We start from the raw sequence: 25,796 nt of genomic DNA, 5'->3' as shown, positions 1-25,796 counted from the left end.
TTGTAATTTTTAGATTACTAAAAAAAAGATGTTTTGTTACTTATTATTGGGGAAACAAATATGTGAACAAATTTCTGTAAAAAAAAATATATAGGGTAATAATTTTATCTAATATTGTTGTAAGGCACTATTTTTAATTAAATTTTTTAATTCATTATTAATGAAAGATCATCAAGTACAAGTTAGAGTTCGATACTCTGAAACAGACCAAATGGGAGTGGTTTATCACGGAAATTACATACCTTATTTTGAAATAGGAAGAGTGGAATGGCTTAGAAATAAAGGGGTTTCGTATAAAGTAATGGAAGAAAGCGGTATTGCACTTCCTATAGTTTCTATGAATATAAATTATAAAAAATCAGCTCGCTATGATGAACTTTTAACAGTTCATACGGTTTTTAAAAGCCAGTCGTCTGTTAAGATAGAATTTGATTGCGCTATATACAATGAACAGGAAGAGTTATTAACAACTGCCCAATTTATTTTGGTTTTTGTGTCCTTAAAAACAGGTCGTCCGGTGGCTCCTCCAGATTATATTTTGGAATTGTTAAAAGCGATGGAATAAAATAAAAAAGACGCAGTTTTTTGTGAATTTAAACACGAATAATTTTGATTTCAAAAATAGAATTAAAAATGTCGAATATCATTTCGGCATTTTTTTTTCGTGTTTTTATTTCTATTATGCCTTCGGGTTGTTGTGTCAAACTATTAATTTCCATGGTTTGTGTCACGATATCTAACTTTTTTTCTTTCACCACGCGCATGATTTTATTCATGAATTGGTAATCAAACATAATTTTAAAATGAATGTCAATTGTTTTTTCGATAATCTCGCATTCTGATAAGGCCATTTGTGCTGCCGTTTTATAGGCAGATATTAATCCGCCAACACCTAATTTTACACCGCCAAAGATGCGCACGACTACAACAAGAATGTTTGTGACATCAAAAGATAGTATTTGCCCGTAAATTGGCATTCCAGCGCTGTTGCTTGGTTCTCCATCATCGTTTGCTCTATAGGTGTAAGTTGAAGTCCCCATTTGATACGCATAGCAAAAATGTCCTGCGTTTGGGTGAAGTTTGCGTAAACTTTCTAGTATGGTTTTTACATTTTCTTCACTGCTTGCGGGGAATGCATAGCCAAAAAACTTGCTGTTTTTTTCTTTGAATAGAATTTCACTAGAAGGCGTGTCAATGGTTTTATAGGTGTCTTTCACAATAAATTTAAAATCTTATGGTATTTTAGAATTTGCTAAAGCGTTACAAATTTATTTTTTCGAATAAATCAACAACGTCTTCCGTACCAACTTGTAAATTCCAAACCTGTAAGCCAGTTTTTAATGCTGCATCTGTGTTTTCTTTTTTGTCATCAACAAAAAGGGTATTGGTTGGAATTAAATGGTTAGAATCTAAAAGGTGCTTGTAAATTTCTAGATCGGGTTTGCGCATGCCTAGATCAAAGGAGAAATATACTTTTTCAAAACATTTATAAAAAGTGCTGCAAAACGCCGCGCCGCTTTGTTTTTCAAATTGCTCAATGTGAATAGCATCTGTATTAGACAATAAAAACAACCGGTATTTTTTGGACAATAAAACTAAAAAATCCAATCGATACTGTGGAAAATCAAGCAGAATGGAATTCCATGCTTTCAAAATCTCAGTTTTGTTAGCTTGCGGAATTTGTTTTTGTAAACCATCTAAAAATTCATGACGGGATATTTTTCCAGTTTCAAATGCCACGTTCAATGCGTCCAGGGTGCTGTTCCATTGTTGTAAGCCTAGTTTTTCGAAGGCTTTTGGAGTGGCTTGTTTGTCTAAATTGATGAAAATATCACCAAAATCAAATATAATAGTATCAATCATGATTTTTTATCAATAATAGTTCGTCTGTTAAAAGGTGTTTTTTTTGCACTATAGTTTTATTTATTTGCGGTGCTTTAATTCCGTTATAAAGAGGTTTGTCTCCAATGAAAACTCTTGCTTCGTCCCAGAGTTGTGCGTCTATAAAAGTTTGCAAAGTTCTTTGTCCACCTTCAATAATAACCGATTGAATGTTCATTTCATAAAGCGTTTGGACAATTTGAGGGGCAATATTTTCTTTGAAATCAATTGTTTTTTCAGCAGTGTTTTCTATATCTTTTGCAAATGGGAGACTTGTAAAAACAACCGTTTGAGCTTGATTGTCAAAAATGGCACTTTCTTTTGAGATCCTATTGTTTTGGTCTAAGATCAGTCTAATAGGGTTTTTTCCGTACCAGTCACGTACATTAAGTGTGGGATTGTCATCAATAACGGTTTGAGTACCCACTAGTATAGCTTGTTCCTCGGTACGCCATTTGTGAACCAGCTGTCTAGAATACGGATTAGTAATCCAAACGGGTTTTTGTTCAAAACGTTCTTTTGGAGCTATAAAACCATCTTGGCTTTCGGCCCATTTCAAGATGATATAAGGTCTTTTTTTTTCGTGAAAAGTAAAAAATCGTTTGTTGAGTTCCAGACAATCTTGTTCTAGTACGCCTACAGTAACGTTAATGCCAGCCTCAAGAAGTCTTTTTATACCATTTCCAGCCACTTTTATATTAGGGTCTACAGTGCCTATAACTACATTCGGTATTTTATGTTTGATAATCAAATCACAGCAAGGCGGTGTTTTGCCAAAGTGGCTACAAGGTTCCAAGCTTACATAAATGGTAGCGTTTTTTAATAAAGACGCATCGTGTACAGATTGTATTGCATTGACTTCGGCATGCGGTTCTCCCGCTTTTTTATGCCAACCTTCGCCTATAATGATGTTGTTATGTACAATTACACTTCCCACAAGCGGGTTAGGATAGGTTGTGCCTAGGCCGTTTTGGGCCAGTTGTATGCAACGGCTGATGTATTTTTCATGTATATTCACGGTGCAAAAGTAATACTTTTTGAGCTTTTCATTTTGTTAAAATGTTTTACGTCTTAATAGTAAAGTATTTCTATTTTTGCATTAGTAACCTGATTTTTGAAATATGGAAAATTACAGCATTAGAAAAATAAATAAAGAAGATAATGCAGCAGTGGCTCAATTGATTCGCTCTGTTTTTGACGAAATGGATATTCCAAAAGTAGGTACAGCTTACGAAGATCCATATCTAGATTTGATGTTTGAGGAGTATAGCAAGCCAAGATCTGTGTATTATGTTGTAGAGCATAATGATAGGATTGTAGGCGCGGCTGGAATTGCGCCACTGGCTAATGAAGCGGTTTCTATATGTGAATTGCAAAAAATGTATTTTTTACCTGAGACTCGTGGAATGGGAATAGGAACTGAGATGATGGAAGTATGTTTGCAAAGTGCTCGAAATTTTGGCTACGAAAAATGCTATCTTGAAACAATGCCATTCATGCATGATGCTCAAAAATTGTATAAAAAAACAGGTTTTGTAAATATTGACGGACCTATGGGTTCTACCGGTCACAGCAGTTGCCCGGTGTGGATGTTGAAGGATTTATAAAATTAATTCAAGCAGTACTTTGCCCTAAAAATGTCCCTCACACATGAAAATAAAAGAATACAGAAAGCAATTTATACAAGATTTAACGGCTCTTTATGGTGAAGATGAAGCCGAAAGTTTCTTTTATTTGATTTTAGAAAACCAACAGCAATTAAAAAGAATCGATTTAGCTTTACAACCGGATTTGATTCTTTCAACTGATGCACTTAAAGTTTGGGATCAATTTTTACAGCAATTAAAAAACGAAATCCCGGTGCAATATGTTTTGGGGAGTACTAGTTTTTTTGGATTGGATTTTGAGGTTAATACTAATGTTTTAATTCCAAGACCCGAGACGGAAGAATTGGTTGAATGGATTCTGAATAGTTTGCAATCTACTGTTACTAATCAAAAAGTAAAAATTATTGATATAGGAACGGGTAGCGGCTGTATTGCAATTTCTTTAGCAAAAAATATTCCGCACGCTCATGTTACGGCTCTTGACGTATCTGTTGATGCCTTGGTAACAGCCCAAAAAAATGCACAAAATAACCAAGTCACTGTTGCTTTTAAAAACCAAAACATTTTAGAAACGTATGATTTACAAGAGCAGTTTGATGTAATTGTTTCTAATCCGCCATACGTTCGCAATCTTGAAAAAGTAGAGATTAAGAAAAACGTTTTGGATTACGAGCCGCATCTGGCGCTTTTTGTAGAAAATGACAATGCGTTGATTTTTTACAAGAAAATAGCCGAATTGGCGCAGAAAAATCTGAAACCAAATGGCTTTCTTTTTTTTGAAATCAATCAGTATTTAGGTAAGGAAACGGTGGATTTACTTGAAAACTTGAATTTTAAAAATATCGAATTAAGAAAAGATATCTACGGGAATGACAGAATGATACGGTGTAATTACAGTAAACTAGACTAGCAAAAAAAACAGTTTCTTGTTACCAAAAACAAACTACTGGGCACTTTGCGTGAGGGGTAGCAGCACGTTACCATGTAACGCGTATGACCCGACGCTATAAAGAAAAGGGGCAACAATCCAGTACGATTTGTTGCCCCTTTTTTTTATAGGGTCACGCCCTAATTTTATTGTGAAATGTCTATTACTCGTATCGCAATGCCTCAATAGGATCTAAAACAGCAGCTTTAATGGCTGGATATAAACCTGATGCAATGGCTACTATAAAACTGGTGATAAAAGCTGCCATTATTGCACCCCACGGAATCACAAAAGCAAAATCCATGGCAGTTGCTATTCCAAAACCAATTAGGATTCCCATTACAATTCCTACTAAGCCACCCATTTGACCTATAAGTAGGGTTTCAATGAAGAATTGAATGGCGATGGTTGTTTTTTTGGCACCAAGAGCTTTTCTTACCCCAATTTCTCGAGTTCTCTCTGTTACCGATACGATCATAATGTTCATCAATGCAATAGAAGAACCTAAAACAGTAATAATTCCAATAAGCCATGAGGCTAGTCCTAGGTATTGTGTAATTCCTAGAATTCGATTAATTAAATCATCACTTCGTACAATTCCAAAATTATTATCTTTTATAGGACTCAGTTTTCTAACCCTACGCATCACGCTCGTTGCGTTGTCGAGCGCTTGCTCTAACACTTCTTTTTTATTAACCATAACACTTACGGTATAATTAATGTTAGGCGCTGTAAAGAGGGAACGTGCTACTTGAATAGGAATTAGAATTCTTAAATCTTGACTGTTCCCAAAAGTAGAACCTTTTTCTTTTAACACCCCAATAACTCTAAATTTTGCCCCACGTATAGAAAGTACCTTATCTATAGGATTGACATCTTTAAAAAGTCCTTTTTCAAAATCAGAACCTACAACGCACACATACGCATTATTGTCAATATCAAAACGAGTAAAATTCCTGCCAGAACTGGTTTCAAGACCAGAGTTTGTCATAAAGTATTCATCAACACCTACAACAGAGTTTTCAGGATCGGTTTTATTAGATTCAAATTTAACCTCGGCTCTAGCTGTAGCAATAAAGGACAGCGAGGTTTCGGTTAGTGGATAGTTGTATTTGTTTTTAAAAGCCACCGCTTCGGGATATGAAATAATAGGATTGATTATTTCACGTTCTTCTCGGCCCTGTCTTCTTACGGTGTTTTCATATTGCTTTATATTAAAGGTGTTGGCACCCATAGAAGCAAAATCAGAGGAAATAGTATTCTCCAGTGCAGATACAACCGTAAGAATACTCACTAAAGCCGTGATTCCTATGGCGATAATCATCACCGTAAGAACCGTTCGCAGCAATTGCGTTCTAATAGAACCAGACGCAATTCGAACATTTTCTTTAAATAATTTTAACATCATACCCATTTGACACGAATTTACATTTTTTGTTACAAAATTTTACAACCAAAAAAATATTTTCATAACAGTTTTCTATTTTAGGAGCTATTTCCGGCTTTTGTTGCAATACCGCACTTTAACTTCTTTGTTTTCTATCTTACTTAAAGGAGCTTCCGCTGGTCGCTCTTTAAGCAAGGAAAACATAACAATTTAAAGTGCTTTATTTTCACGACAATCCGGGCTAAGCAAGTAATAATAAAATGTGGTTTTTTGTAAACAGAATAATTTTAAAAATAAGATATTTGCAACCAGAAAAGGATTGCCTAACAAGGCATAATTATAAGGACAGCAAAAAAAAAGATTCATGGCATCAAAACCTAGCATACCAAAAGGAACCCGAGATTTTTCGCCAGCAGATGTGGCCAAAAGAAATTATATCATTCAAATCATTAAAAGCAATTTCGAGAAATTTGGCTTTCAACCCATAGAAACGCCATCGTTTGAAAACTCTGAAACCTTAATGGGTAAGTACGGAGAAGAAGGCGATCGATTGATTTTTAAAATATTAAATTCTGGAGACTATCTTTCTAAAGCCAACGAAAGTCATCTAGAAAGTAAAGACAGTACAAAATTAACGTCAAGCATTTCAGAGAAAGCCTTGCGTTATGATTTGACGGTACCTTTTGCACGTTACGTGGTGCAACATCAAAACGATATTGAATTTCCGTTTAAGCGCTATCAAATTCAACCCGTTTGGAGAGCTGATCGACCTCAAAAAGGACGTTTTAGAGAGTTTTATCAATGTGATGCCGATGTTGTTGGGTCAAAATCTTTGTGGCAAGAAGTAGAATTGGTTCAATTGTATGACACCGTTTTTACAGCATTAGGTTTACATGGCGTTACCATCAAAATCAATAATAGAAAAATTTTATCTGGAATTGCAGCCGTAATTGGAGCCTCTGACAAGCTTATAGATTTCACAGTAGCTCTTGACAAACTAGACAAAATAGGCGAGGACGGAGTCAAGAAAGAAATGATAGAAAAAGGAATTCCAGAGGAAGCCCTGTCAAAAGTTCAGCCTCTGTTTAATTTCACGGGTACTATCACTGAGAAAATCGAGAAGCTTTCTGTTTTATTACAAGACTCAGAAGAGGGTATGAAAGGTGTGGAAGAGTTGCGTTTTATTTGTGAAACGGTTTCAAAACTAGGGCTGTCAACAGCTGTTTTAGATCTAGATGTTACATTAGCAAGAGGTTTAAATTATTACACAGGCGCTATTTTTGAAGTAGCACCACCAAAAACTGTTGCCATGGGATCCATCGGTGGCGGAGGACGTTATGATGATTTAACGGGTATTTTTGGTTTAAAAAACATGAGTGGTGTGGGAATATCTTTTGGTCTTGACCGCATTTATTTGGTGGTAGAAGAGCTAAAGTTGTTTCCAGAAACAGTAGCAGCAACATCTAAAGCTTTGTTTATCAATTACGGAAATGACGAGGCATTTTATGCCATGCAAGCCATAAAGGAGCTTAGGGAAGCGGGTATAAAAGTAGAGTTGTATCCAGATGCTGTAAAAGTGGCAAAGCAGTTTCAGCATGCTGACAAGCGCGGAATACCATTTGCAATTATTGCAGGAGAACAAGAATTAGAATCTAAAACATTTGCTCTTAAAAATTTACTTTCAGGAGAACAACAGGTTCTCGATTTAGAAGGATTAAAAAACCATTTGTTACTAAACTAAAAAAAAGCTTCGTTGAAAAACGAAGCTTTTTTTATATAACGTAAATGTGAATTAATAATTTGTCATTCTATTTCATTTGAAATGAATAAAACCATTTACAAATATAGTGTAAAAATTGTGTGACACTCTTAAAAAAAACCTAAATTTTTTTTAAATAGTAATTAAGATTAGGGTTTTAAATAGCAATTGTTCATTTCTCATAAAATGATTATAGTGTTTTAAGAAGCCACTTTGTTCTTTTGGCAAGACAATTTAGATGCTTACAACACTTTTTTAACAGTTTACAGAATATAAGTGTGACAATTTGACATTTTAAGAGAATTGGCAGTACTTTTGCAATTCAAAAAAAGATTAAAATGAAGTTTAAGAATATTTTTAAAAATAAGAGCACTATGACCACTGAAAATACAGAAATCGATCAAGAATTACAGGACGCAACATTAGAAAATAATGCAAATGAAGAGCAGGTTATTGTTGAGGAATTAAGTGTCGAGGAACAATTAACACAAGATTTAGCAAAAGAAAAAGATAAATACCTAAGGTTGTTTGCAGAGTTTGAAAATTACAAAAGAAGAACAACTAAGGAACGTATTGAGCTGTTTAAAACAGCAAATCAAGAAGTGTTACTTGCTATGTTACCTGTTTTAGATGATTTTGATAGAGCGATTATTGAAATTAATAAATCAGAGGATGAATTGCTTACTAAAGGTGTTGAACTTATTCATGAAAAACTAAAAAATACACTTGTAGGTAAAGGATTAGAGCAAGTTGAGGTTAAGGCAGGAGACGCATTTGATGCTGATTTCGCCGAAGCTATTACGCAAATTCCAGCTCCATCAGACAGTATGAAAGGTAAAATTGTGGATGTGCTAGAAAAAGGATACAAACTTGGAGATAAGATTATTCGTTTTCCAAAAGTGGTAATCGGTCAATAATACAACTGCGATGCTGGTTGAAAGTGTCATTTTAAGTATAAATGTGGAGTAGTAGCTTTTTTTAGATACTACTAAAAACATTCGCACTAAATAAAAAATACAAATGAAAAAAGATTTTTACGAAATATTAGGCATTACTAAAAGTGCAACTGCTGCAGAAATAAAAAAAGCATACAGAAAAAGTGCCTTGCAACATCACCCGGATAAAAATCCAGGAGATAAAGCAGCCGAAGAGAAATTTAAGTTAGCGGCAGAAGCTTATGAAGTATTGAGTGATCCACAAAAAAAGGCAAAATACGATCAGTACGGTCATCAAGCATTTGATGGTTCAGGCGGTTTTGGCGGAGGTGGTCATGGCGGCATGAACATGGATGATATTTTCAGTCAGTTTGGAGATATTTTTGGAGGTGGTTTTGGTGGTTTTGGTGGCGGCGGTGGCGGCGGAGTTCGTCGTGCTAAAGGAAGCAACCTGCGCATAAAAGTGAAACTTACTCTTGAAGAAATTGCAAACGGTGTTGAAAAGAAGGTTAAAGTAAAAAGGAAAGTTCAAGCCCCAGGCGTTTCGTATAAAACGTGCTCTACTTGTAATGGTCAAGGTCAGGTCATGAGAGTTACGAACACTATTTTGGGTAGAATGCAATCTGCTACAACGTGTTCTTCTTGTAACGGTTCTGGTCAAATATTAGATAAAAAACCATCTGAAGCAGATTCACAAGGAATGATTCTTGAAGACGAAACCGTTTCTATAAAAATACCAGCCGGTGTAGTTGATGGCATGCAGTTAAAAGTTTCTAATAAAGGAAACGATGCGCCAGGAAACAGTATTCCAGGTGACTTGATTGTTGCTATTGAGGAACTAGAGCATGATTTCTTGAAACGTGAAGGTGAAAACTTGCACTATGATTTATACATCAGTTTTGCTGAGGCTGTTCTTGGGATTTCAAAAGATATTGAAGCCGTAAACGGAAAAGTAAGAATCAAATTAGAGGAAGGAATTCAATCTGGTAAAATTTTAAGGTTAAAAGGTAAAGGGATACCAAGTATCAATGGTTACGGGAATGGTGATTTATTGGTTCATGTGAACGTATGGACTCCAAAAACATTGAACAAAGAACAAAAACAGTTTTTTGAGAAGAATTTAACCGATGATAATTTTATTCCAAATCCTGAGAAATCAGATAAGTCATTTTTTGAAAAAGTAAAAGACATGTTCTCTTAATTCAAAAATGTAAATTTTGAATTTAGACTTTCATACAAAACCCATCCTTATGCACAAGGATGGGTTTTTTGTGAAATACAATTTGTTATTTTGGTGTCAGCAAAAAGCATTTTACGCAAGGCTAAAAAATTAAGTTTTAACCAAAATAAAATACTACTTATATCAAACTATTATAAGTATTTCGATACTAATTATTTACTTTTACACCATTAAAATATAAGTATGAGTACTATTCTTGAAATCAATCAAGTTGTAAAACAATACGGCGATTATAAGGCACTTAATGCAGTATCGCTCAATATACCTAAAGGCAGTATTTACGGACTCTTGGGGCCAAATGGAGCTGGTAAAACTTCACTAATTCGAATTATCAATCAAATTACAATGCCTGATAGTGGCACTGTAATTTTTGATGGGGAAAAATTACAACCCAAGCATGTACAACACATAGGATATTTACCAGAGGAAAGAGGCTTGTACAACACTATGAAAGTAGGAGAGCAATGCCTTTATCTAGCACAAATGAAAGGTCTTTCAAAGGCTGAGGCCAAAATACAATTGGAATATTGGTTTGATAGACTAGGTATTCAAGGCTGGTGGAATAAAAAGATTCAAGAACTTTCTAAAGGGATGGCTCAAAAAATTCAATTTGTTGTTTGTGTGTTGCATAAACCCAAATTACTCATTTTTGACGAACCTTTTTCAGGTTTTGACCCTGTGAATGCCATCATTATCAAAGATGAAATTCTAGCTCTGAGAGATCAAGGTGCAACAATAATTTTCTCTACCCACCGTATGGAAAGTGTGGAGGAAATGTGCGATCATATTGCATTGATTCACAAATCAAATAAATTAATTGAAGGGAAGCTAAATGATGTCAAGAGGCAATTTAAAACCAATACTTTTGAAGTAGGCATACTTTCGGATAAGCCCGAAGCTTTAATGCAAGCGCTATCTCAAAACTTTAGCACAAATCCTGCTCAATTTAAATCGTTAAATAATGAGTTTAAATTAGACATTCAATTAGGGAATGCATCACCAAATGAGTTGCTGAACAGCTTAACTCCTTTTGGTCAAATCACACATTTTGTAGAAAAAATCCCGAGTGTGAATGATATTTTCATTCAAACCGTTAGCGGTTCTTAACAAGACATGAGCATTTAAAAAAAAATAAACTAAATAACCATTTTTTGATTCCTCTTTTTTGGGAATTTTGGACAAATCAAAACTAAAAAATGTCAATAATTACATTAATCATCAAGCGAGAGTTTATTACCAAGGTACGCAACAAGTCCTTTATTGTAATGACTTTTTTAAGTCCATTGCTATTTGTGGCCATTGCAGTTTTTGTAGCGTACTTGAGCAGTATGAAACCAGATACAAAGCGTATTGCCATACATGATAAATCGGGATTGTTTGTACAAGAATTTTTAAATAAAAACAGTAAAAAAGCCACGTATGACTATCAAGATTTAACAGCTGTTGATTTAAATTTTTTAAAAGATAGTATCAGTGCTGAGGCATACGAAGGAATTATTTATATCCCAAAAGTTCAGGATACCAAACTGTTAGAAAATAAAATTCAATACATATCAAATGATAGCCCAGGCATTGCATTTATTGAAAACATGCAAGATGTTGTGGCTAATAAGTTGACAAAGGCAAATTTAGTACAAGCTAAACTCGATACACTTGCCATCAAAAAAGCACAGGCAAAAGTTGTTATTAACATTACAAAAGCATCTGGAGAAGAGAGTCTCAAAGGCTTAAACGAAATTAAAATTGGAATAGGAGGAGCATTTGGTTACCTTATCATGATGTTTATTATCATTTATGGCAACATGGTCATGCGTAGCGTAATAGAGGAAAAAACAAGCAGAATTGTAGAAATTATTATCTCCTCTGTCAAACCATTTCAATTAATGATGGGGAAAATTATAGGGACAGCTCTGGCAGGATTGCTACAATTTTTTATTTGGGCGTGTTTAGGGTTTTTATTGCTTTTCTCTGTGTCACTATTTTTTGGAGTTAATATAGGACCTGTTTCTGGTGCTCAAGATGTACTTTCGGCACAGCCAGAAATGAGTAGTTCAGCCGCACTTTATATCAAGGAATTATGGAACTTGCCTATTGCAGGTATACTAGCGGGTTTTGTAGTTTATTTTATAGGAGGATATTTGTTATACAGCTCTTTCTATGCCGCAATAGGAGCCGCAGTAGACAATCAAACCGATTCTCAACAGTTTTTAATGCCCATCATTATGCCGCTTATACTCAGCGTATATGTAGGTTTCTTTACTGTTATCAATGATCCACACGGTACAGTGGCAGTAGTTTTTTCAATGATTCCGCTTACTTCGCCCATAGTTATGCTCATGAGAATTCCCTTTGGCGTACCTTTGTGGCAAATAGCCATATCAGTAACGTTACTTTTTGCTTCTTTTTTATCCGTAGTTTGGTTTGCTGGTAAAATTTACCGAATCGGAATTTTAATGTATGGTAAAAAACCAACATGGAAAGAGTTGTATCGATGGTTGAAATAGTAAAATAATTTATAAAATGCTGTTCAAGAGTATTTTTCAGGAGCTGTTTCCCGCTTTTCATTTCAATCTTTCCTGCTCTGCTAGCGCGCCGCAGTAAAGGATTTCCATTGTAATCGGGGCTAGAGAATCCCGTAAGAAAGTTGAATTTTGCAATAAAAATAATTTGGTGTTCTAAGCCAATCAAAAATAGAAATATGTCAAAAATACTTATCATTGAGGATGAGGCAGCCATTAGAAGAGTGCTCTCAAAAATCCTATCAGAAGAAAATGATAGCTACCAAGTAGAGGAGGCAGAGGATGGTGCAGTGGGTTTGGAAAAAATTAAAACCACCGATTATGACCTGGTTCTATGCGATATAAAAATGCCAAAAATGGATGGTGTTGAAGTGCTAGAAGCAGTCAAAAAAATCAAACCAGAAATCCCAATGGTTATGATATCCGGGCATGGTGACATGGAAACAGCTATCAATACCATGCGTTTAGGAGCTTTTGATTACATTTCTAAACCACCTGATTTAAACCGATTATTGAATACGGTTCGAAATGCTTTGGACAAAAAACAACTCGTAGTTGAGAATAAAATCCTAAAGAAAAAAGTCAGCAAGAATTATGAAATGATTGGTGAGAGTGATCCCATTAATCATATTAAAATCATGATTGATAAAGTAGCTCAAACCGAGGCAAGAGTATTGATTACAGGACCTAACGGTACCGGAAAAGAATTAGTAGCGCATCAATTGCATGAAAAAAGCGAACGTGCAAACTTTCCTTTAATCGAAGTAAATTGTGCTGCAATCCCTTCTGAATTGATAGAAAGTGAATTATTTGGTCATGTAAAAGGAGCTTTTACATCAGCAGTAAAAGACCGTGCAGGAAAATTTGAAGCGGCAGATAAAGGAACTATTTTCTTAGATGAAATTGGTGACATGAGCCTTTCGGCGCAAGCCAAAGTTTTAAGAGCGCTACAAGAAAGTATGATTACTCGTGTAGGAGCAGATAAAGACATAAAAGTTGATGTAAGAGTAGTTGCTGCTACAAATAAGGATTTAAAAGTTGAAATTGCCGAAGGACGTTTTAGAGAGGATTTATACCACAGACTGGCTGTAATCCTTATAAAAATACCAGCTCTTAATGACAGGCGTGATGATATTCCACTGTTGATCAAGCATTTTACTGATAAAATAGCCTCTGAGCAAGGAAATACGGTAAAGAAATTTTCGGCTGCTGCAATTAAACTTTTACAAGAATACGATTGGACGGGGAATATTAGGGAATTACGCAATGTTGTGGAACGCTTGATTATCCTTGGCGGAAGCGAGATTTCAGAGAATGATGTGAAGTTATTTGCATCAAAATAATTAAATAATTTAGAGGTTGAATCATTTAAAAATTAGTGAGCTAATCATTTAATTTTTAAATTTTTGAATCTTTCAATCTAAAAAGAATGAAATTAAAAAAATTAAACGAGACGCTGCAACAAAACTTAATTGACAACGGGTTCTTAGAGGCGAATGATATTCAGAAAGAGACTTTTGGTACTTTAAAAAGTGGTTCCGACGCTATTATTGTAGCACCAGCGGGCAGCGGAAAATCAACTACAATTGTGATCAATGTGATTCAACGCTTGGTTGGCTCTGTTGAGGAGTCGCCACGTGCTTTAATCATTGTATCGGATAAAGAGAAAGTGGTTGAGATGGTAGCGCAGTTTGAAAAATTGGCCAAATACACGGACCTAGAAATATATGGTGTGCATGACAAAGGCGATATGGATTATGATAAAAATTACATTTCAACCGGTATTGATGTTTTGATTGGGACGCCTAATAAATTGAGTGAAATGTTTTCATCGGCGGGCTACAACGTGAACCGATTGAAAATGTTTATTCTAGACGATGCTGATCCTATTTTGAAATTGCGTCATGAAACCAAAATCATGCGAATCTCGAATAGTATTGACAAAACCCAACGCATTATTTTCACCGAGCAGTTCACAGAACGAATTGAAATCATGACCGAGAGAATGTTGATTGAGCCTTTTGAATTTGATTTTTATGAATACGAAGATGAGGATGAAGAGGACGAAGATGAAGAATCTGAAGAAAACGAGGAAGAAAATAATGATGATAATTAAAAAATAGGAATAGCATGGGATTAATGAAAGTCTTTTCAGGAAGTGAAATTTTGGCGCAAGCCTTACAAGAAAGATTAGAAACAGCGGGTGTTGAAACCTTAAAAAAGGACAACATTCAATCTTCACGTTTGGGAGGTTTTGGCGGTAGTGATTTAGCAGTAGAACTTTTTATTCAAGAAACTGATTTTGCTAAAGCCAATCCAGTTATTGAAGATTTTAGAATGAATATCTAAGCTAGTCTGTGACTGATTTTTTAGCTGTAAAATAAAAATTATGAAATACAAAATGCTTGTCCTAGACATGGACGATACCTTGTTGACGGATGATCATACCATTTCTGAAGAGAATAGAAAAATGATTGCTAGGGCGCAAGATTTAGGCGTTGAGGTAGTTTTAGCATCAGGTAGACCTACACCAGCCATGACGCAATTTGCTCATGAGCTGAAAAATAATTTCATGATTTCTTTTAATGGAGCAGTAGTCTCTGATTTGAATACTAGTGAAATTCTTTTTGAAAAATCTTTGACCAAAGAGCAAATTCATATACTCCATGAATACAGTTTAAAAAGTAATACCCACATCATTACCTATATTAATGATGTCATTATTAGCGAGACTCACTCAGAGTTTATTGAGGTAGAACGAAGTATTACAGGCCTTGAACATCATTTAGTACCTGATTTTAAAGCTGCTGTTACTACTAATGCAGTAAAATGTATCTTGCTGGAAGAACCTTCTTACTTAAAAGAAGTGGAAAAAGATCTAAAAAACGCTATGCCAGATTTAAGTGTTTCCATGTCTAAACCATTTTTTCTAGAAGTAGCACCAAACGGAATTGATAAAGCAGCAAGTATTGCTTTTTTAGCCAAAAAATTAGCAATTGATCAAAGCGAAATCATTGCTGTGGGGAATGCAGGAAATGATTTATCAATGATTCAATATGCTGGACTTGGCGTGTGGGTAGATAATGTTACACCAGAGTTACGCATGTACGGAGATGAAATTGTGGCATCAAATAACAATCATGGTGTTGCCGAAGTTATTGAACGTTTTATTTTGAACGGAAACTAATAAAAAAGCGATACATTTTTTTAAATGTATCGCTGAATATAGTTTTATCGTTTTGTAGTTCTCTATAGTTTAGCTACTGATATAAAGTATTTATTGCCGTCTCCCATAGTTAATTTCACACGCTCGTCACAAATATCAATAGCATGAGTTTTACTTACATAACAATTGCATGAAGTATTCTTGTCTTTTGACATTGGGGTGTCACACTTGACATTTTTGAAGGTAGCGAGTTGTGGGTTGTATAATGAAACTAGATCTGTAGATGCTGTTACCAGTGAAATAATGCTGGCGCTATTATCATTTGCAATACGATACACAATTCTGTCTGTGTAATTTACGCCATCAATAACAACTTTGCGAATGTAGGTGTACGCAATAGAGCTTGTTTCGGCTTCTTTTATTTCAAATTTAAAACCTAATGTTCTAATTTCTAAATCAAATTTTTGTTGTGAGTTGTAATTTGCCCAAGAACTCAATGTAGTCACTGATGGGAATGTGTTGGTTTTTGGAGCAGGATTTTGACCATAACAGCCTAGAGCTGCTAAAAGAATGAAGTAGATTGTGGGGAAAAATGTTTTCATTGTAGTTATAAAATGTTGCCTACTCTAGTTGGTTTTCGGCTTACCCAGTTGTTAATCATTTGTTTTTGAGTAGTTTAAAATAAATTAAATTACAATGGAAAGATAGTGTATAAAATATCAATCTCAAAGTGTCATTTGATTATTGTACTATTTTATAACATTTCTTAATTACACTATTACTATAACGGATTTTAGGATCTTTTTAGTATTTCATTTTTAAATAGCATTGCTTTTTATTTTAGGTTCAAATTTAGAGCCATTTTAATTGCGAATGCACTTCTTTCAAAATCATAACAATCAATTAATAATTTCGATATATGGATTGCAATATCCTAACTATTGATTGCTACCTATTTTTATTTTCAAAAAAGTATGCCTGTTTTTTTGTTTTTTTCGAAGGAGGAGGAAGTACATTTTGGCGCAAGCTATTGCGCCATTTTTTTTAAACCATTAAGAAATTAAGGGATTTAAGATTTGTTCTTAAGCTTGATTTTTTAATGGTTTTTATTTTTTAAAAATTTTGTATGTTTTTTTTGTCATTCCCAAGAAGGAGGAATCTTAGAAAGTTATTAGTTTTGTTAGATCAATAATTATAGTAAAATTGATTTTTTAGGTTTCAAGATTTTTGTTTTTTTGTTTATTATGTTGCAAACGCTATTATTTGTTCTATAATTTAAGTTAACACTCGTTTCAAACAAGCCACTGTGATATTAAATCAAGTTATGATGCCGCTATTCTATCGGGTTTAGATTTATATTACTTTTATTTTCGGTAAAAATGGAATTCCAAGTACACAAAAAACTCAAATACAGCAAATTCAAATCTTATAAGCAAACGGTGGTATGTTTTTTTTATTTATTGATAGCTTCTACATAATAATTATTACCCAATTGATTTAATGTTATAATTTGATTTTGAAAAACCTCAAGTAATGTTGGAATACCATTTGTTTTGTATTGTTTTATTATTGAATTGAAGTTATTTTTTTCGAAAACATCAATTCGAGAGTAATTTGGTACAGTGAAATAAATAAAACTATTTTCAACAATTTTTACATCGCCAAAAAAAGCATCCTGATAATATTTATTAGTAGTTACCTCAGTAAAACTCTCATAGTTGACATCAGATTGATAACCATATTTAGTACTTACAAAAAAAGTTTTATCGCCTGATAAAGCAAATAATCTACTATCAGATTTCGATTCATTAAAGAGAAAGTCAGTAGCAACATTATTACCATTTATGTTTAGTCTTCTTATAGCAGATGTACTATCATATTCTAACCCTTCACTCCATACATTAAAAAAATAGTTTTCTTTAGCATAGATCAATTTTGAAGTACCACTCATGTTGGATCCCCCATTTCTATTTAGAACTTTTTTTGTGATGCGGTTATAGACCAGCGGTCCTCCTCCATCTGCATATGGATGCTTCTCTAGAAATAATATATTATCATTAATCGGAATTGCTGATAATATATTATAGTCTGTAATTAAGAATATCGTTTCCTTAATTTTACGTGTTGCTAAATCAATAACAAAAACTTTACCATCTTTACTTGGTACATATAAATCTTCAACTCCTTGATATTTACCTATAGAACAAAAGAAAATTGGAGCAGTTACGACTACTTTTTGTCTAGTTAAAGATTTAATGTTGTAAAATAATACTTCACCTCCATCACTATTTATAATGATTAGTTCGTCTTCATTAAAAGGATTTTTAAGAGTTTGATTTGGCTTAAAATTTAGAATTCTAGGGTTTTGTATGCTTAGATAGTTTTTACTACGTATAACCTTACCATTGACTAGCTTTGAAACCGCGTAGAATATTTGACCTTTTGAGTATGAAGTCGCATCAATAAAACTATTTTCATTTTGCTTGCTACTGACTTTTAAAGTGTTTTTATAGTTAGTAAAATCTTCATTATTTAAATAGTCTTCATTTACAGCGTATACTGTATAATTTTCAAAACTCAGATTTGAATCTTTTTCCCATTCCAATTTTAAATTACCGTTTTCTAATTGCACTAGAGAGTTAAGCGAAAATGATAAATCCTTGTTTTCATAAAAAAGAGAATTCTTACTAGCTAAACCCTCAATCCTATTTTCCTCATTATAGTACTCAGTAACTACTGCATATCCTGAAAAGGAGTCGAATGGAACATTATTGTCTATAAATTCATTTTTCAAATTGTTGGTACTTTCAAATACCAATTCGCCTGACGATACTATTGCTATTGGAAAGAAATAGTTATTCGTGTATGAATTAAGCCTATACACTTTGTAACTTTTAAATTTTTTAATAACCACTGGTTTCCAAATCAACTTTAACTGATCTTTAGTCCCAGTTAAACTAATTAATTCAGTTTGCGGTTCAAAAACAGCGTTATCAGGAATAGGTGTTTCATTATCGCTTGAGCAATTGACAAATAATACTAGTGTGATTAACTTTAAGAATTGTTTTATAACTCTATTTTGTTTCATAATTAGATTTGAAATAAATTATTTATTGTTGAACAGTACTTCAATTCTTCATATTAAAATGTTTCGATAGCACATTTTATATTAAAATCGAAATTGTAACCATATCCGAAACTCCAATAGGATATTGGTTCGTAGCCACCAACGACTTTTAAACCACTACTTGTAACCATTGGAAAAAAGGGGTAAAGTTTAGTTTTAATCTCTTCGATAAGTTCATAATTGGAGTTGAATTTATGAATTACTTTTTCTCCTTGCACTGTTGCATATAAATTATCTTGGTTATCATAGGCAAATTGGAAATAACGTTTTCCAGTAAGCTCATATAAGTTTTTTTCTATTTTAAAGTTATTGATATTAAAAACGCAACCATTAATTGAGGTAATTATTTTAGATTTTGATGTATTCCATGCAAATATATTTGCATCAGTTGAATTTGCCTTAATTAAAGTATTTGAATTATTATATGAGGTATAAAAACAAGCAGGACAAGTTAAAAAAGTAGGGGAGTATTCGAAAATATCAAGCCAACTACTAGAATTATAGCTAATTAAAGAAAATAATTTATTTGAACTATAAAATTCTAAATAATCAGAAAATCCTCCTCCACCCGTATTAACATTTTTACCTGTTGTCATTTCGTAATAACACCAAATATCCTTGTCTATATAATATATCAGATCTCCTAATACTGCAAAAGCATTCAATTTCTCGACAATCTTTGTATTATAAGTAGATATAGTTTTATAATCATTGGCATTTATTCTATAAATAGCGCCTTTTGTGTCTGCAAGAAATATTTCGTTAATATTTACAAATTGAATTTTATTATTTAGCAAACTTCCGTCTTTAAAAACTTTTGTATCGGTTAGTTTGTTTTGTGCACTATTGTATTTTTTTAAAAATCCCGTGCCTTCTTTGTCTAATATGTGGAAAATGTCATTTAGATTTGGATCTTTTAGTACTTGAAATGGAACACGATCAAACAGAACTAATTCTCGAATAAATCTTTGTGGCTCACTCGTCAAATTCCCTATAATTGAAGATTTTTTCCTCTGGTCTTGATAATTAATTTTAATTCTATAAGTTACGTTTTTTTTGTAGGGTACATCAATATCAACGAATACTGTTTCATTTGAAGGTAAGTTTGCTATCAATGTTTCCTGTTCATAATCTGAATCATTGTTTTTGGAAAGTCTATATATTAATAAATCTTCAATAATTAACCCATTAGGTCTAGTAATTTCCCAATTGATTTTTACCCTACTATAAGAAGGTTCAAAATTAGTGATAGCTATTTCTAATGCTGCATTTTCCTTATCTTCATCAGTACTGCATCCTAGGATAATGAATGCAAGCAAAGTGAATATTATGTTGTATTTCATTTTACTATAATCCATTTAAAATTTCCTTCCTTAATTTTTGAGTAAACAATGTGTTTTGATGATACACAGTCCAACTATTTCTAGTAAAATAAATTTCGTTGTTTACTGTAAAAAAACTTGAACCATAAGCTAATACAGAAGTATAGTCTAGTATTTTGTATCCATTTGTGTTGACATTGTATAGTTCATTATTTGAATTTGGACGAAGTCCAAAAATTTTATTCGAATATTCAAATAACAACGCATATGGTATGTTTGCTATTACATCCAAGTTTGGATTAATTTTATAGCTCTTGTAATTACCTGTAAAAATTGTAATATAAATGTCGTTTCCTACAAAAAAATATTTACACTCACCACATCCACTTGTATCACAACTAGGAAATGTTGAAAAAGTGGAAGCTGGTAGTGTTTTCCACGAATTTGTGCTTTCAGAATATTGATGTTTTTGTTTAATTACTGTTGATGTTCCATTATTGTGAACAACACCGCCTATAAAGTAAAAATTGTTTTGGTATGCAAAAAGAATAGGATTATCAATCTTATTTCCAAACGGAAGTGAAATTGGAGTTTCCACCATTGTACTCAAATCAAATTTTGACAATGAATAATTACCTGCGGTAGATTTTTTATACAAATAAACTGTTTTTTTTCCATCAAAAGCAATTTTAGACAGATATCCAGTATAACTAAATGATGATAATTCTGTCCACTTTTCAGTAGTTGGGGAAAATTCTAGCAAAGAATAATTAAAATTAAAATCATATGATGCTTTGTTTTTAAATTTAAATTGATATGCTTTGTTGTTATATACAATAACTGAATGTTGAATATTTATATCTTTCAAATAATCTACCATAATGACATCATTTAATATAGGAACATCACAATCAAAAGTAGTAGTCAGACCTGCAGTTTTATATTTAACATTAGTAATTTTAAAATCCTTGTGCGGACCAGGAGGAACATCAATACTTAATTTATTATTTGAAGCTATAAAATAGCAGGGAATATCATTTATAAAGACTTCTCCAAAATCTAAATTAGGATTAAAATTTTCTCCAAAAACTATAAGCTGCCCTCCAAGCCAAGTGGAACTATTATTGATCCCTGAAATCATTGGTGAATCTAAAAGCAATGGTAGGGTTGAAGCTACTTCTTGAAGTTGTGCTGTTACTTTGATTTCTAGATTCGCAGTTTTTATTTTATTAGGGATTTCAATTTCAATTTTATTATAATCAACATTTTTAATTATAGCCTTTTCATTGTTAACAGATACAGTTATAAAATCTTTCAATAAGTCAAAGTTTTCACCATAAATTGTAAAAGTTTCATTAAAGGTAATCTTGTCACTACTATATTTACTAATTGTAGGTTTTTTTAAAGAAAATGTTTGATTAAGAATTGTTTTGTTTTCATTTAAATCAATTACTTTGAGAATTGGAGTATTGGTTTTGATTGTTCTAGGAACAATAACCATAATTTCTTTGTCCGATACATAATTCACTTGAGCTTCTTCTAAATCAAAAAAGACTTGTAATTTTCCAATTTCAAAATTCTTTATTTCAATCACTATTGGCTGTCCTAATAATCCAGATTCAGGAAAGTTTACTAGTGTTGGAGGTATATATTTTGTTTCTTCGGAACTGCAGGAAATTAAAATAGTAGAGATAAGAATGAAGATAATTGAGAAGGTTCTAGCCAGTGTAGTCATAAATTATTAAATTATTTTGTAAAAATAAAGTTTTTTTATTGAAAGAGTATTCTTTAATGTTTCAGTTTACTATAATTTTCTTTCAGAGCGTTTTCATAATAGAGGTTTTACAATTTTTTTATTTTACATATTGGGTTATCCATTTTAAAAAAAATAATGCAAATCGAAGTTAATATCACAAATCAAATAAAAAGCTAAAATCTTAAAATACAAACTTTTGTTATTTCAAAATCCTGCAGTACTTATTGTAAATCTGTGCAATCCTTAAGAAAAAAAATTAGATATACGAGCGATCGGTTTGTTTATCTAGTTTGCAATCTTGCCAAACGACTGTCGGGGAATGTATTTATTTTTTCGTCCATTTTATAAATTCATTCATAACTTCCGTCCAGTGTTCTTTTTCGTAATTTGCTCTTCCATCTTCTTGAACTTCAAAAAAGTTATGCTCTAAGTTTAAGTATCTTTTATAAGTTAAATTTTCTTTTGCGTTTTGGATATAAAACAAAGGAACTAAATCGCATAAATCAGCGGCAATATCATTTGTTCCATAAGCTAAATATGTAGGGATTTTGATTTTTAACCAATCATTTATTAATGGTCTTGAAAATGATTTCCAAGCCAATAAATCTGGATTTTTACTTAAAGTTTCTTTATCATAAGATTCTCTATACATCTGATATTTGTTTTCGATATATTCATTAGCTTGTTCCCAAGTTATCTCTTTTCTTTCGGCTTTTTTTCTGTAATCTCTGATGCTTTGATCAATTCTTCCAAATGGATTTGCTCCAAATAACCCTAAATGTGTAACTTTTTTGTTATTTAAAGCAATGAGTGTTGCCACTTTTGAACCTTGAGAATGTCCAGCAACTATTAATTTTGAATTATCCACCCATTTTTGTTTTCGTAAAAAATTTAAAACTTTTTCTGCTCTACTTTCATAGTTTTCTAAAAAATCTGCTTTCACATATTCTTTATCAAATTCTTCGGGTTCTTCTTCTTTTGGAATATAGCAATAAGATTTATTTAAGTGTTTTTCCTCAACAATTACTGGAGTTTTAGGCATTGAAATGACAATTAAATGGTAATTCTTTTTTATTTCGTCAATATCGAAATTTGTAATCCCACCACCAATCATCCACATGTTTTCTGTTGCTGGCTGTACGAATAACGGCATTGGCAAGGAACCTTGGCAAAATAAAAAAACAGGTTTTATTTCCTCTAAATTAGTGTCGATCAATACAAAATTGATAGTATCTTTTTCTTTTTTGATACTGAATTGGATTGCTTGATTATTTATTATATCGAGTTTTTGTCCAAAACTGATTTGGATAAAAACAAACAGTAGTAATGTCGTTTTTAATTTTTTCATAGTATATTTTCAATTCCATGCTTTTCAGCGTGTTCTAATCTAAGGGACTTAACTCTTCAACCATTTTATTGATTTTTGGTTGTATGATCCAAATGCCAATAGGATAAAACCACATGATAAAAAATTCTCCAGCAAAGTCGCCAAATTTCACAGCGCGTTGTAATTCAACAGTCTTAAATGTTTTTGCTACAAAATACATGGAATATAAAATACAAAAGATAGAGAAGAAATGTAGCGGGAATATGATAACAAAGTAACTGGCAATAATAGCAATATTTGGTTCAGGGTTTGCGGTGTCAAATCCATCTATTGCAATGTTTATAAAAAGCATCAACAGTAATAGATAAACTAGCGGAATAAAAAAGAAAATTTTAAACTTTTTCACTTTCATGCTTATGTCTTGAGGTACTTTTTTTTGCAACCCAATTGCTATGGACCAAAACCAACCAAATAATAGTGCCATAAATAATAGCATAAGCAGTGGAAAGTATTTCATGTAACTAAAAATTATGGTTGGGTCAGGAGTGGTTTGCGTTGTTATTGTTGCAAATAGGGTACTCATCAATATTATTTGAAAAATTAACGGAATTCCGAAAGTCAAAATAAAAAGTTGCCAATGTTTTGCTTTTAAAAATCGTTCAGTCATTTTGAGGTTTGGTTTGGAGTTAGTTATTTTTTCGATTTTATTTTATACTTCTTTAATTATAATTATCAATATTATAAGTCCAGTAAAAGTCAAAATGTAATCTAGAGGATTTAAATTTCTATTGTCCTTTGGAGAAAACCATGCCGCCATCATAAATTCTTGCTTCGTAGTAAGAAGGCTTAAAAATCTAAAAACTGTAAATATTATAATCATAGCCAATAGATTCAAGTCATAGTCGGCGAATGTACCTATTGCTGAATCGAAATCAGGGTTGCTTTTCAGTAGGTCTACAAGATACCATTGGGATATTCCAATTACAAACCAAATTAATGATACTGTCGGTATACGGAGTCTTTTATAATACATTAAAAACAAAGAGAATGGTCCTCCAAAAGTCAACGCAAGCAAGATCATATTTATATTCTCTTGCCTTAGAATGGAGAATTTATATGAAACCCCTATGAATGCACCAAAAAGCAAATATAATGAGACTACAACATAATCTATTTTATCAATTCTCGTTTCGTTCATTTTTAAAATTTACTCATAACGTTATGGAATTAAAGCTTGAAGCTCGCACTAGCCCATTGTTGACTCATGCACGGACTAGCGGGAGGTTATAAATTATGTTAAACTATTTATCACGCTTTATTAAATTTTTAGGTACTAATGATTTTTGGATTCCTGCTTTTGGCGGAGTTTCGGGGTCTGCTTTATATCTTTGGTTTACTTCTTGAGTTATTATAGTAGATATTATACCTAGAACACCACCAAGAAGGTATTTATAAAAATCCATTTTCATTTCTTTGGATTGAATGTCGTATTTTTTTAACATCCATTTAAGTATAGTCTTTTGAATCAAATTTAATTTTACATAAAAAAGCAAACTATCTTTTATTCGAATTGTGGCTGCAAAATTTTTGTGATAATCATTAATTTCGTTTAAAAAAAGTATAGTATATGTATTTGGCTTTATAGGGAAATACTGTTCTCCGTATTTAATCTTTAAAAAATTAATATTTTCAACATTTTCTATAAATTCCAAAAGTATATCGCCTTTTAAAACTATAGTTCCATATTCAAGATTCCAGTTATTATTTAATGGAGAGTAAGCTTTAAGTTTTAACTTCATAAAATTAATTTTAAAAATTAATGTAGGATTATTATAGTTAATCAGATAATTTCATTTTCGTAGATAATCAGTAACTCATACTATGTTTAAGTCTTTATGCAACAAATCTTGAATCAGGATTAGTTTGTATTTTTCAAATATAGAAATAATAATTTCATTACAAAAGTAAAAGCGTTTTTCTTGTTTAGGTCGTTTTGGTATGCAATAAGCGAGTTCGCGTGAGGGACAAATTGTTTTAGTTCCTTCAAGAATTGTAATAAAAAGTATCTTTGTAAACCTATAACCAAGTATTGGAGTTAGTGGTGGTTTTTCTTAGGTTCAAAGATTGTTTTAAATTTAAATTTATGAAATATATTATTTTATTGTGTTTTTTTCTGTCTTCTTGTGGACCATTTTATGATTGTGATTCTTCAGCTGAAGATTTAAAAGATGATGAATGTCTTATAATTGTTGAGAAGATACCAAGTAATACAGACGGAAGATTTGATTATAGAGGAATTAATCCATTTACTAATAAAAAATGTAAGTGTGATTCAGATAGAAGCGATAGATGGTGGGCTAAATTTAAGGAGCAAATAGAAATAGGAGATACAATCATAAAACGTAAAGGCGAATTATTATTTAATATTCATAAAAAAGATACTATTTTGAGTTTTAATTTTGAATGTAAGGGTAAAATATACAAATAAAAGCCAGTTCCCTATGGTGCTCGTTTGAAACGTGGATTACCTAGACAGCTTACCAGAAAGGTTCAACTCCGCCAGTACGAGCTTCAACTCAAATCAATTGAAAATATTTAGTATGTATTACATTTAGTTTGCATTTACCAAATATAGAAATAATAAATTTATTACAAAAGCAATAGTGTTTCTTTTTGCCGTAGTTTTGGGATGCAATGAGTTGGTTTGCGTGAGGGATAGCAGCGGGATCCTTTATTTTTTTTCTTTAAAAAAATAAAGATAAAGCGCATAGCCCGACCCGCAGTTTACGGAGGGGCACGCCCTATTTAATAAAAATTCAATTCGTTGTCGTTTTCTCGTATT

General features: G+C 32.4%; 25 protein-coding genes. 13 read left to right on the top strand and 12 right to left on the bottom strand.

All coding sequences use genetic code 11. The features are described 5' to 3' along the window. Positions 1-160: 160 nt before the first annotated feature. Positions 161-565, top strand: a complete 405-nt coding sequence (locus tag LQ189_RS11515; RefSeq protein WP_086453783.1) for a thioesterase family protein — start codon at positions 161-163, stop codon at positions 563-565. Positions 566-593: 28 nt separating this feature from the next. Here LQ189_RS11515 and LQ189_RS11510 read toward each other — a convergent pair whose 3' ends face one another. Genes LQ189_RS11510 through ribD form a run of 3 tightly spaced genes read right to left on the bottom strand, consistent with a single transcriptional unit; the run spans position 594 to position 2,899 of the window. After that, the gene (locus LQ189_RS11510) at positions 594-1,220 is read right to left on the bottom strand and encodes a YigZ family protein (RefSeq protein ID WP_158728719.1); all 627 of its coding nucleotides are present in this window, start codon (positions 1,218-1,220) and stop codon (positions 594-596) included. A gap of 40 nt (positions 1,221-1,260) precedes the next feature. Beyond that, positions 1,261-1,863: an HAD family phosphatase gene (locus LQ189_RS11505; RefSeq protein WP_230157233.1), complete on the bottom strand. Its 603-nt coding sequence runs from the start codon at positions 1,861-1,863 to the stop codon at positions 1,261-1,263. Further along, positions 1,856-2,899 (bottom strand): bifunctional diaminohydroxyphosphoribosylaminopyrimidine deaminase/5-amino-6-(5-phosphoribosylamino)uracil reductase RibD, encoded by a 1,044-nt coding sequence (ribD, locus tag LQ189_RS11500; RefSeq protein WP_230157232.1) that lies wholly within the window; start codon positions 2,897-2,899, stop codon positions 1,856-1,858. Before ribD ends, LQ189_RS11505 begins: the two co-directional genes overlap by 8 nt. 103 nt (positions 2,900-3,002) lie before the next feature. Here ribD and LQ189_RS11495 point away from each other — a divergent pair, with 103 nt between their 5' ends. Both LQ189_RS11495 and prmC read left to right on the top strand, forming a co-directional pair. Beyond that, positions 3,003-3,488, top strand: a complete 486-nt coding sequence (locus LQ189_RS11495; RefSeq protein WP_230157224.1) for a GNAT family N-acetyltransferase — start codon at positions 3,003-3,005, stop codon at positions 3,486-3,488. 43 nt (positions 3,489-3,531) lie between these two features. Continuing rightward, positions 3,532-4,398 carry a peptide chain release factor N(5)-glutamine methyltransferase gene (gene prmC, locus LQ189_RS11490; protein WP_230157222.1) on the top strand — a complete coding sequence of 289 codons (867 nt, stop codon included), beginning with the start codon at positions 3,532-3,534 and terminating at the stop codon, positions 4,396-4,398. A 181-nt stretch (positions 4,399-4,579) separates the two neighbouring features. Here the strand turns inward: prmC and LQ189_RS11485 are convergent, their stop codons facing one another. Continuing rightward, positions 4,580-5,824: an ABC transporter permease gene (locus LQ189_RS11485; RefSeq protein WP_199250881.1), complete on the bottom strand. Its 1,245-nt coding sequence runs from the start codon at positions 5,822-5,824 to the stop codon at positions 4,580-4,582. Between the two features lie 343 nt (positions 5,825-6,167). Between LQ189_RS11485 and hisS the strand changes: the two genes are divergently transcribed. The 9 genes from hisS to LQ189_RS11440 all read left to right on the top strand — a co-directional run bounded on the left by hisS (position 6,168) and on the right by LQ189_RS11440 (position 15,443). Then, the gene (gene hisS / locus LQ189_RS11480) at positions 6,168-7,544 is read left to right on the top strand and encodes a histidine--tRNA ligase (protein ID WP_230157215.1); all 1,377 of its coding nucleotides are present in this window, start codon (positions 6,168-6,170) and stop codon (positions 7,542-7,544) included. Positions 7,545-7,900: 356 nt separating this feature from the next. Next, positions 7,901-8,479 carry a nucleotide exchange factor GrpE gene (locus tag LQ189_RS11475; protein ID WP_086453775.1) on the top strand — a complete coding sequence of 193 codons (579 nt, stop codon included), beginning with the start codon at positions 7,901-7,903 and terminating at the stop codon, positions 8,477-8,479. 103 nt (positions 8,480-8,582) lie between these two features. Then, complete coding sequence (gene dnaJ, locus LQ189_RS11470; protein ID WP_086453774.1) at positions 8,583-9,698, top strand: molecular chaperone DnaJ; 1,116 nt, start codon at positions 8,583-8,585, stop codon at positions 9,696-9,698. Positions 9,699-9,920: 222 nt separating this feature from the next. After that, positions 9,921-10,844, top strand: a complete 924-nt coding sequence (locus tag LQ189_RS11465) for an ABC transporter ATP-binding protein (protein ID WP_230157213.1) — start codon at positions 9,921-9,923, stop codon at positions 10,842-10,844. An 89-nt stretch (positions 10,845-10,933) separates the two neighbouring features. Then, positions 10,934-12,241, top strand: coding sequence for an ABC transporter permease (locus LQ189_RS11460; RefSeq protein WP_230157211.1), 1,308 nt, complete (start codon positions 10,934-10,936; stop codon positions 12,239-12,241). 194 nt (positions 12,242-12,435) lie between these two features. Next, positions 12,436-13,599: a sigma-54 dependent transcriptional regulator gene (locus LQ189_RS11455; RefSeq protein ID WP_230157209.1), complete on the top strand. Its 1,164-nt coding sequence runs from the start codon at positions 12,436-12,438 to the stop codon at positions 13,597-13,599. A gap of 86 nt (positions 13,600-13,685) precedes the next feature. Continuing rightward, positions 13,686-14,372 carry a DEAD/DEAH box helicase gene (locus tag LQ189_RS11450; RefSeq protein ID WP_230157207.1) on the top strand — a complete coding sequence of 229 codons (687 nt, stop codon included), beginning with the start codon at positions 13,686-13,688 and terminating at the stop codon, positions 14,370-14,372. 14 nt (positions 14,373-14,386) lie between these two features. Continuing rightward, positions 14,387-14,605, top strand: coding sequence for a putative signal transducing protein (locus LQ189_RS11445; protein ID WP_086453769.1), 219 nt, complete (start codon positions 14,387-14,389; stop codon positions 14,603-14,605). 40 nt (positions 14,606-14,645) lie between these two features. Beyond that, complete coding sequence (locus tag LQ189_RS11440; RefSeq protein WP_230157200.1) at positions 14,646-15,443, top strand: Cof-type HAD-IIB family hydrolase; 798 nt, start codon at positions 14,646-14,648, stop codon at positions 15,441-15,443. A 62-nt stretch (positions 15,444-15,505) separates the two neighbouring features. Here the strand turns inward: LQ189_RS11440 and LQ189_RS11435 are convergent, their stop codons facing one another. The 8 genes from LQ189_RS11435 to LQ189_RS11400 all read right to left on the bottom strand — a co-directional run bounded on the left by LQ189_RS11435 (position 15,506) and on the right by LQ189_RS11400 (position 24,753). Further along, positions 15,506-16,024, bottom strand: a complete 519-nt coding sequence (locus tag LQ189_RS11435) for a hypothetical protein (RefSeq protein ID WP_230157199.1) — start codon at positions 16,022-16,024, stop codon at positions 15,506-15,508. An 851-nt stretch (positions 16,025-16,875) separates the two neighbouring features. After that, positions 16,876-18,510, bottom strand: coding sequence for a hypothetical protein (locus LQ189_RS11430; protein ID WP_230157192.1), 1,635 nt, complete (start codon positions 18,508-18,510; stop codon positions 16,876-16,878). A gap of 53 nt (positions 18,511-18,563) precedes the next feature. Further along, positions 18,564-19,892: a hypothetical protein gene (locus LQ189_RS11425; protein ID WP_230157190.1), complete on the bottom strand. Its 1,329-nt coding sequence runs from the start codon at positions 19,890-19,892 to the stop codon at positions 18,564-18,566. 4 nt (positions 19,893-19,896) lie between these two features. Then, positions 19,897-21,606: an IPT/TIG domain-containing protein gene (locus tag LQ189_RS11420; protein ID WP_230157188.1), complete on the bottom strand. Its 1,710-nt coding sequence runs from the start codon at positions 21,604-21,606 to the stop codon at positions 19,897-19,899. Positions 21,607-21,952: 346 nt separating this feature from the next. Continuing rightward, positions 21,953-22,975, bottom strand: coding sequence for a hypothetical protein (locus LQ189_RS11415; protein ID WP_230157186.1), 1,023 nt, complete (start codon positions 22,973-22,975; stop codon positions 21,953-21,955). 34 nt (positions 22,976-23,009) lie between these two features. Then, positions 23,010-23,621: a hypothetical protein gene (locus LQ189_RS11410; RefSeq protein ID WP_230157184.1), complete on the bottom strand. Its 612-nt coding sequence runs from the start codon at positions 23,619-23,621 to the stop codon at positions 23,010-23,012. 42 nt (positions 23,622-23,663) lie between these two features. Continuing rightward, entirely contained in the window at positions 23,664-24,152 is a 489-nt protein-coding gene (locus LQ189_RS11405; protein WP_230157176.1) for a hypothetical protein, read from the bottom strand. A gap of 103 nt (positions 24,153-24,255) precedes the next feature. Continuing rightward, entirely contained in the window at positions 24,256-24,753 is a 498-nt protein-coding gene (locus LQ189_RS11400) for a hypothetical protein (protein WP_230157174.1), read from the bottom strand. A gap of 344 nt (positions 24,754-25,097) precedes the next feature. Between LQ189_RS11400 and LQ189_RS11395 the strand changes: the two genes are divergently transcribed. Then, a complete protein-coding gene (locus LQ189_RS11395) occupies positions 25,098-25,442 on the top strand; it encodes a hypothetical protein (RefSeq protein WP_230157172.1) in 345 nt (114 codons plus the stop codon). Positions 25,443-25,796 lie beyond the last annotated feature (354 nt).

This window comes from Flavobacterium sp. CECT 9288 (assembly GCF_918731615.1).
Lineage (GTDB): Bacteria > Bacteroidota > Bacteroidia > Flavobacteriales > Flavobacteriaceae > Flavobacterium.
This window is presented reverse-complemented; position numbering and strand designations above follow the sequence as displayed.

What these genes read in the sequence shown, in the direction of transcription:
- LQ189_RS11515 (WP_086453783.1), top strand. Translation starts at nt 161, where the DNA reads ATGAAAGATCATCAAGTACAAGTTAGAGTTCGATACTCTGAAACAGAC.
- LQ189_RS11505 (WP_230157233.1), bottom strand. Translation starts at nt 1,863, where the DNA reads ATGATTGATACTATTATATTTGATTTTGGTGATATTTTCATCAATTTA.
- LQ189_RS11495 (WP_230157224.1), top strand. Translation starts at nt 3,003, where the DNA reads ATGGAAAATTACAGCATTAGAAAAATAAATAAAGAAGATAATGCAGCA.
- prmC (WP_230157222.1), top strand. Translation starts at nt 3,532, where the DNA reads ATGAAAATAAAAGAATACAGAAAGCAATTTATACAAGATTTAACGGCT.
- LQ189_RS11485 (WP_199250881.1), bottom strand. Translation starts at nt 5,824, where the DNA reads ATGATGTTAAAATTATTTAAAGAAAATGTTCGAATTGCGTCTGGTTCT.
- hisS (WP_230157215.1), top strand. Translation starts at nt 6,168, where the DNA reads ATGGCATCAAAACCTAGCATACCAAAAGGAACCCGAGATTTTTCGCCA.
- LQ189_RS11475 (WP_086453775.1), top strand. Translation starts at nt 7,901, where the DNA reads ATGAAGTTTAAGAATATTTTTAAAAATAAGAGCACTATGACCACTGAA.
- dnaJ (WP_086453774.1), top strand. Translation starts at nt 8,583, where the DNA reads ATGAAAAAAGATTTTTACGAAATATTAGGCATTACTAAAAGTGCAACT.
- LQ189_RS11465 (WP_230157213.1), top strand. Translation starts at nt 9,921, where the DNA reads ATGAGTACTATTCTTGAAATCAATCAAGTTGTAAAACAATACGGCGAT.
- LQ189_RS11460 (WP_230157211.1), top strand. Translation starts at nt 10,934, where the DNA reads ATGTCAATAATTACATTAATCATCAAGCGAGAGTTTATTACCAAGGTA.
- LQ189_RS11455 (WP_230157209.1), top strand. Translation starts at nt 12,436, where the DNA reads ATGTCAAAAATACTTATCATTGAGGATGAGGCAGCCATTAGAAGAGTG.
- LQ189_RS11450 (WP_230157207.1), top strand. Translation starts at nt 13,686, where the DNA reads ATGAAATTAAAAAAATTAAACGAGACGCTGCAACAAAACTTAATTGAC.
- LQ189_RS11445 (WP_086453769.1), top strand. Translation starts at nt 14,387, where the DNA reads ATGGGATTAATGAAAGTCTTTTCAGGAAGTGAAATTTTGGCGCAAGCC.
- LQ189_RS11440 (WP_230157200.1), top strand. Translation starts at nt 14,646, where the DNA reads ATGAAATACAAAATGCTTGTCCTAGACATGGACGATACCTTGTTGACG.
- LQ189_RS11435 (WP_230157199.1), bottom strand. Translation starts at nt 16,024, where the DNA reads ATGAAAACATTTTTCCCCACAATCTACTTCATTCTTTTAGCAGCTCTA.
- LQ189_RS11430 (WP_230157192.1), bottom strand. Translation starts at nt 18,510, where the DNA reads ATGAAACAAAATAGAGTTATAAAACAATTCTTAAAGTTAATCACACTA.
- LQ189_RS11425 (WP_230157190.1), bottom strand. Translation starts at nt 19,892, where the DNA reads ATGAAATACAACATAATATTCACTTTGCTTGCATTCATTATCCTAGGA.
- LQ189_RS11420 (WP_230157188.1), bottom strand. Translation starts at nt 21,606, where the DNA reads ATGACTACACTGGCTAGAACCTTCTCAATTATCTTCATTCTTATCTCT.
- LQ189_RS11415 (WP_230157186.1), bottom strand. Translation starts at nt 22,975, where the DNA reads ATGAAAAAATTAAAAACGACATTACTACTGTTTGTTTTTATCCAAATC.
- LQ189_RS11410 (WP_230157184.1), bottom strand. Translation starts at nt 23,621, where the DNA reads ATGACTGAACGATTTTTAAAAGCAAAACATTGGCAACTTTTTATTTTG.
- LQ189_RS11405 (WP_230157176.1), bottom strand. Translation starts at nt 24,152, where the DNA reads ATGAACGAAACGAGAATTGATAAAATAGATTATGTTGTAGTCTCATTA.
- LQ189_RS11400 (WP_230157174.1), bottom strand. Translation starts at nt 24,753, where the DNA reads ATGAAGTTAAAACTTAAAGCTTACTCTCCATTAAATAATAACTGGAAT.
- LQ189_RS11395 (WP_230157172.1), top strand. Translation starts at nt 25,098, where the DNA reads ATGAAATATATTATTTTATTGTGTTTTTTTCTGTCTTCTTGTGGACCA.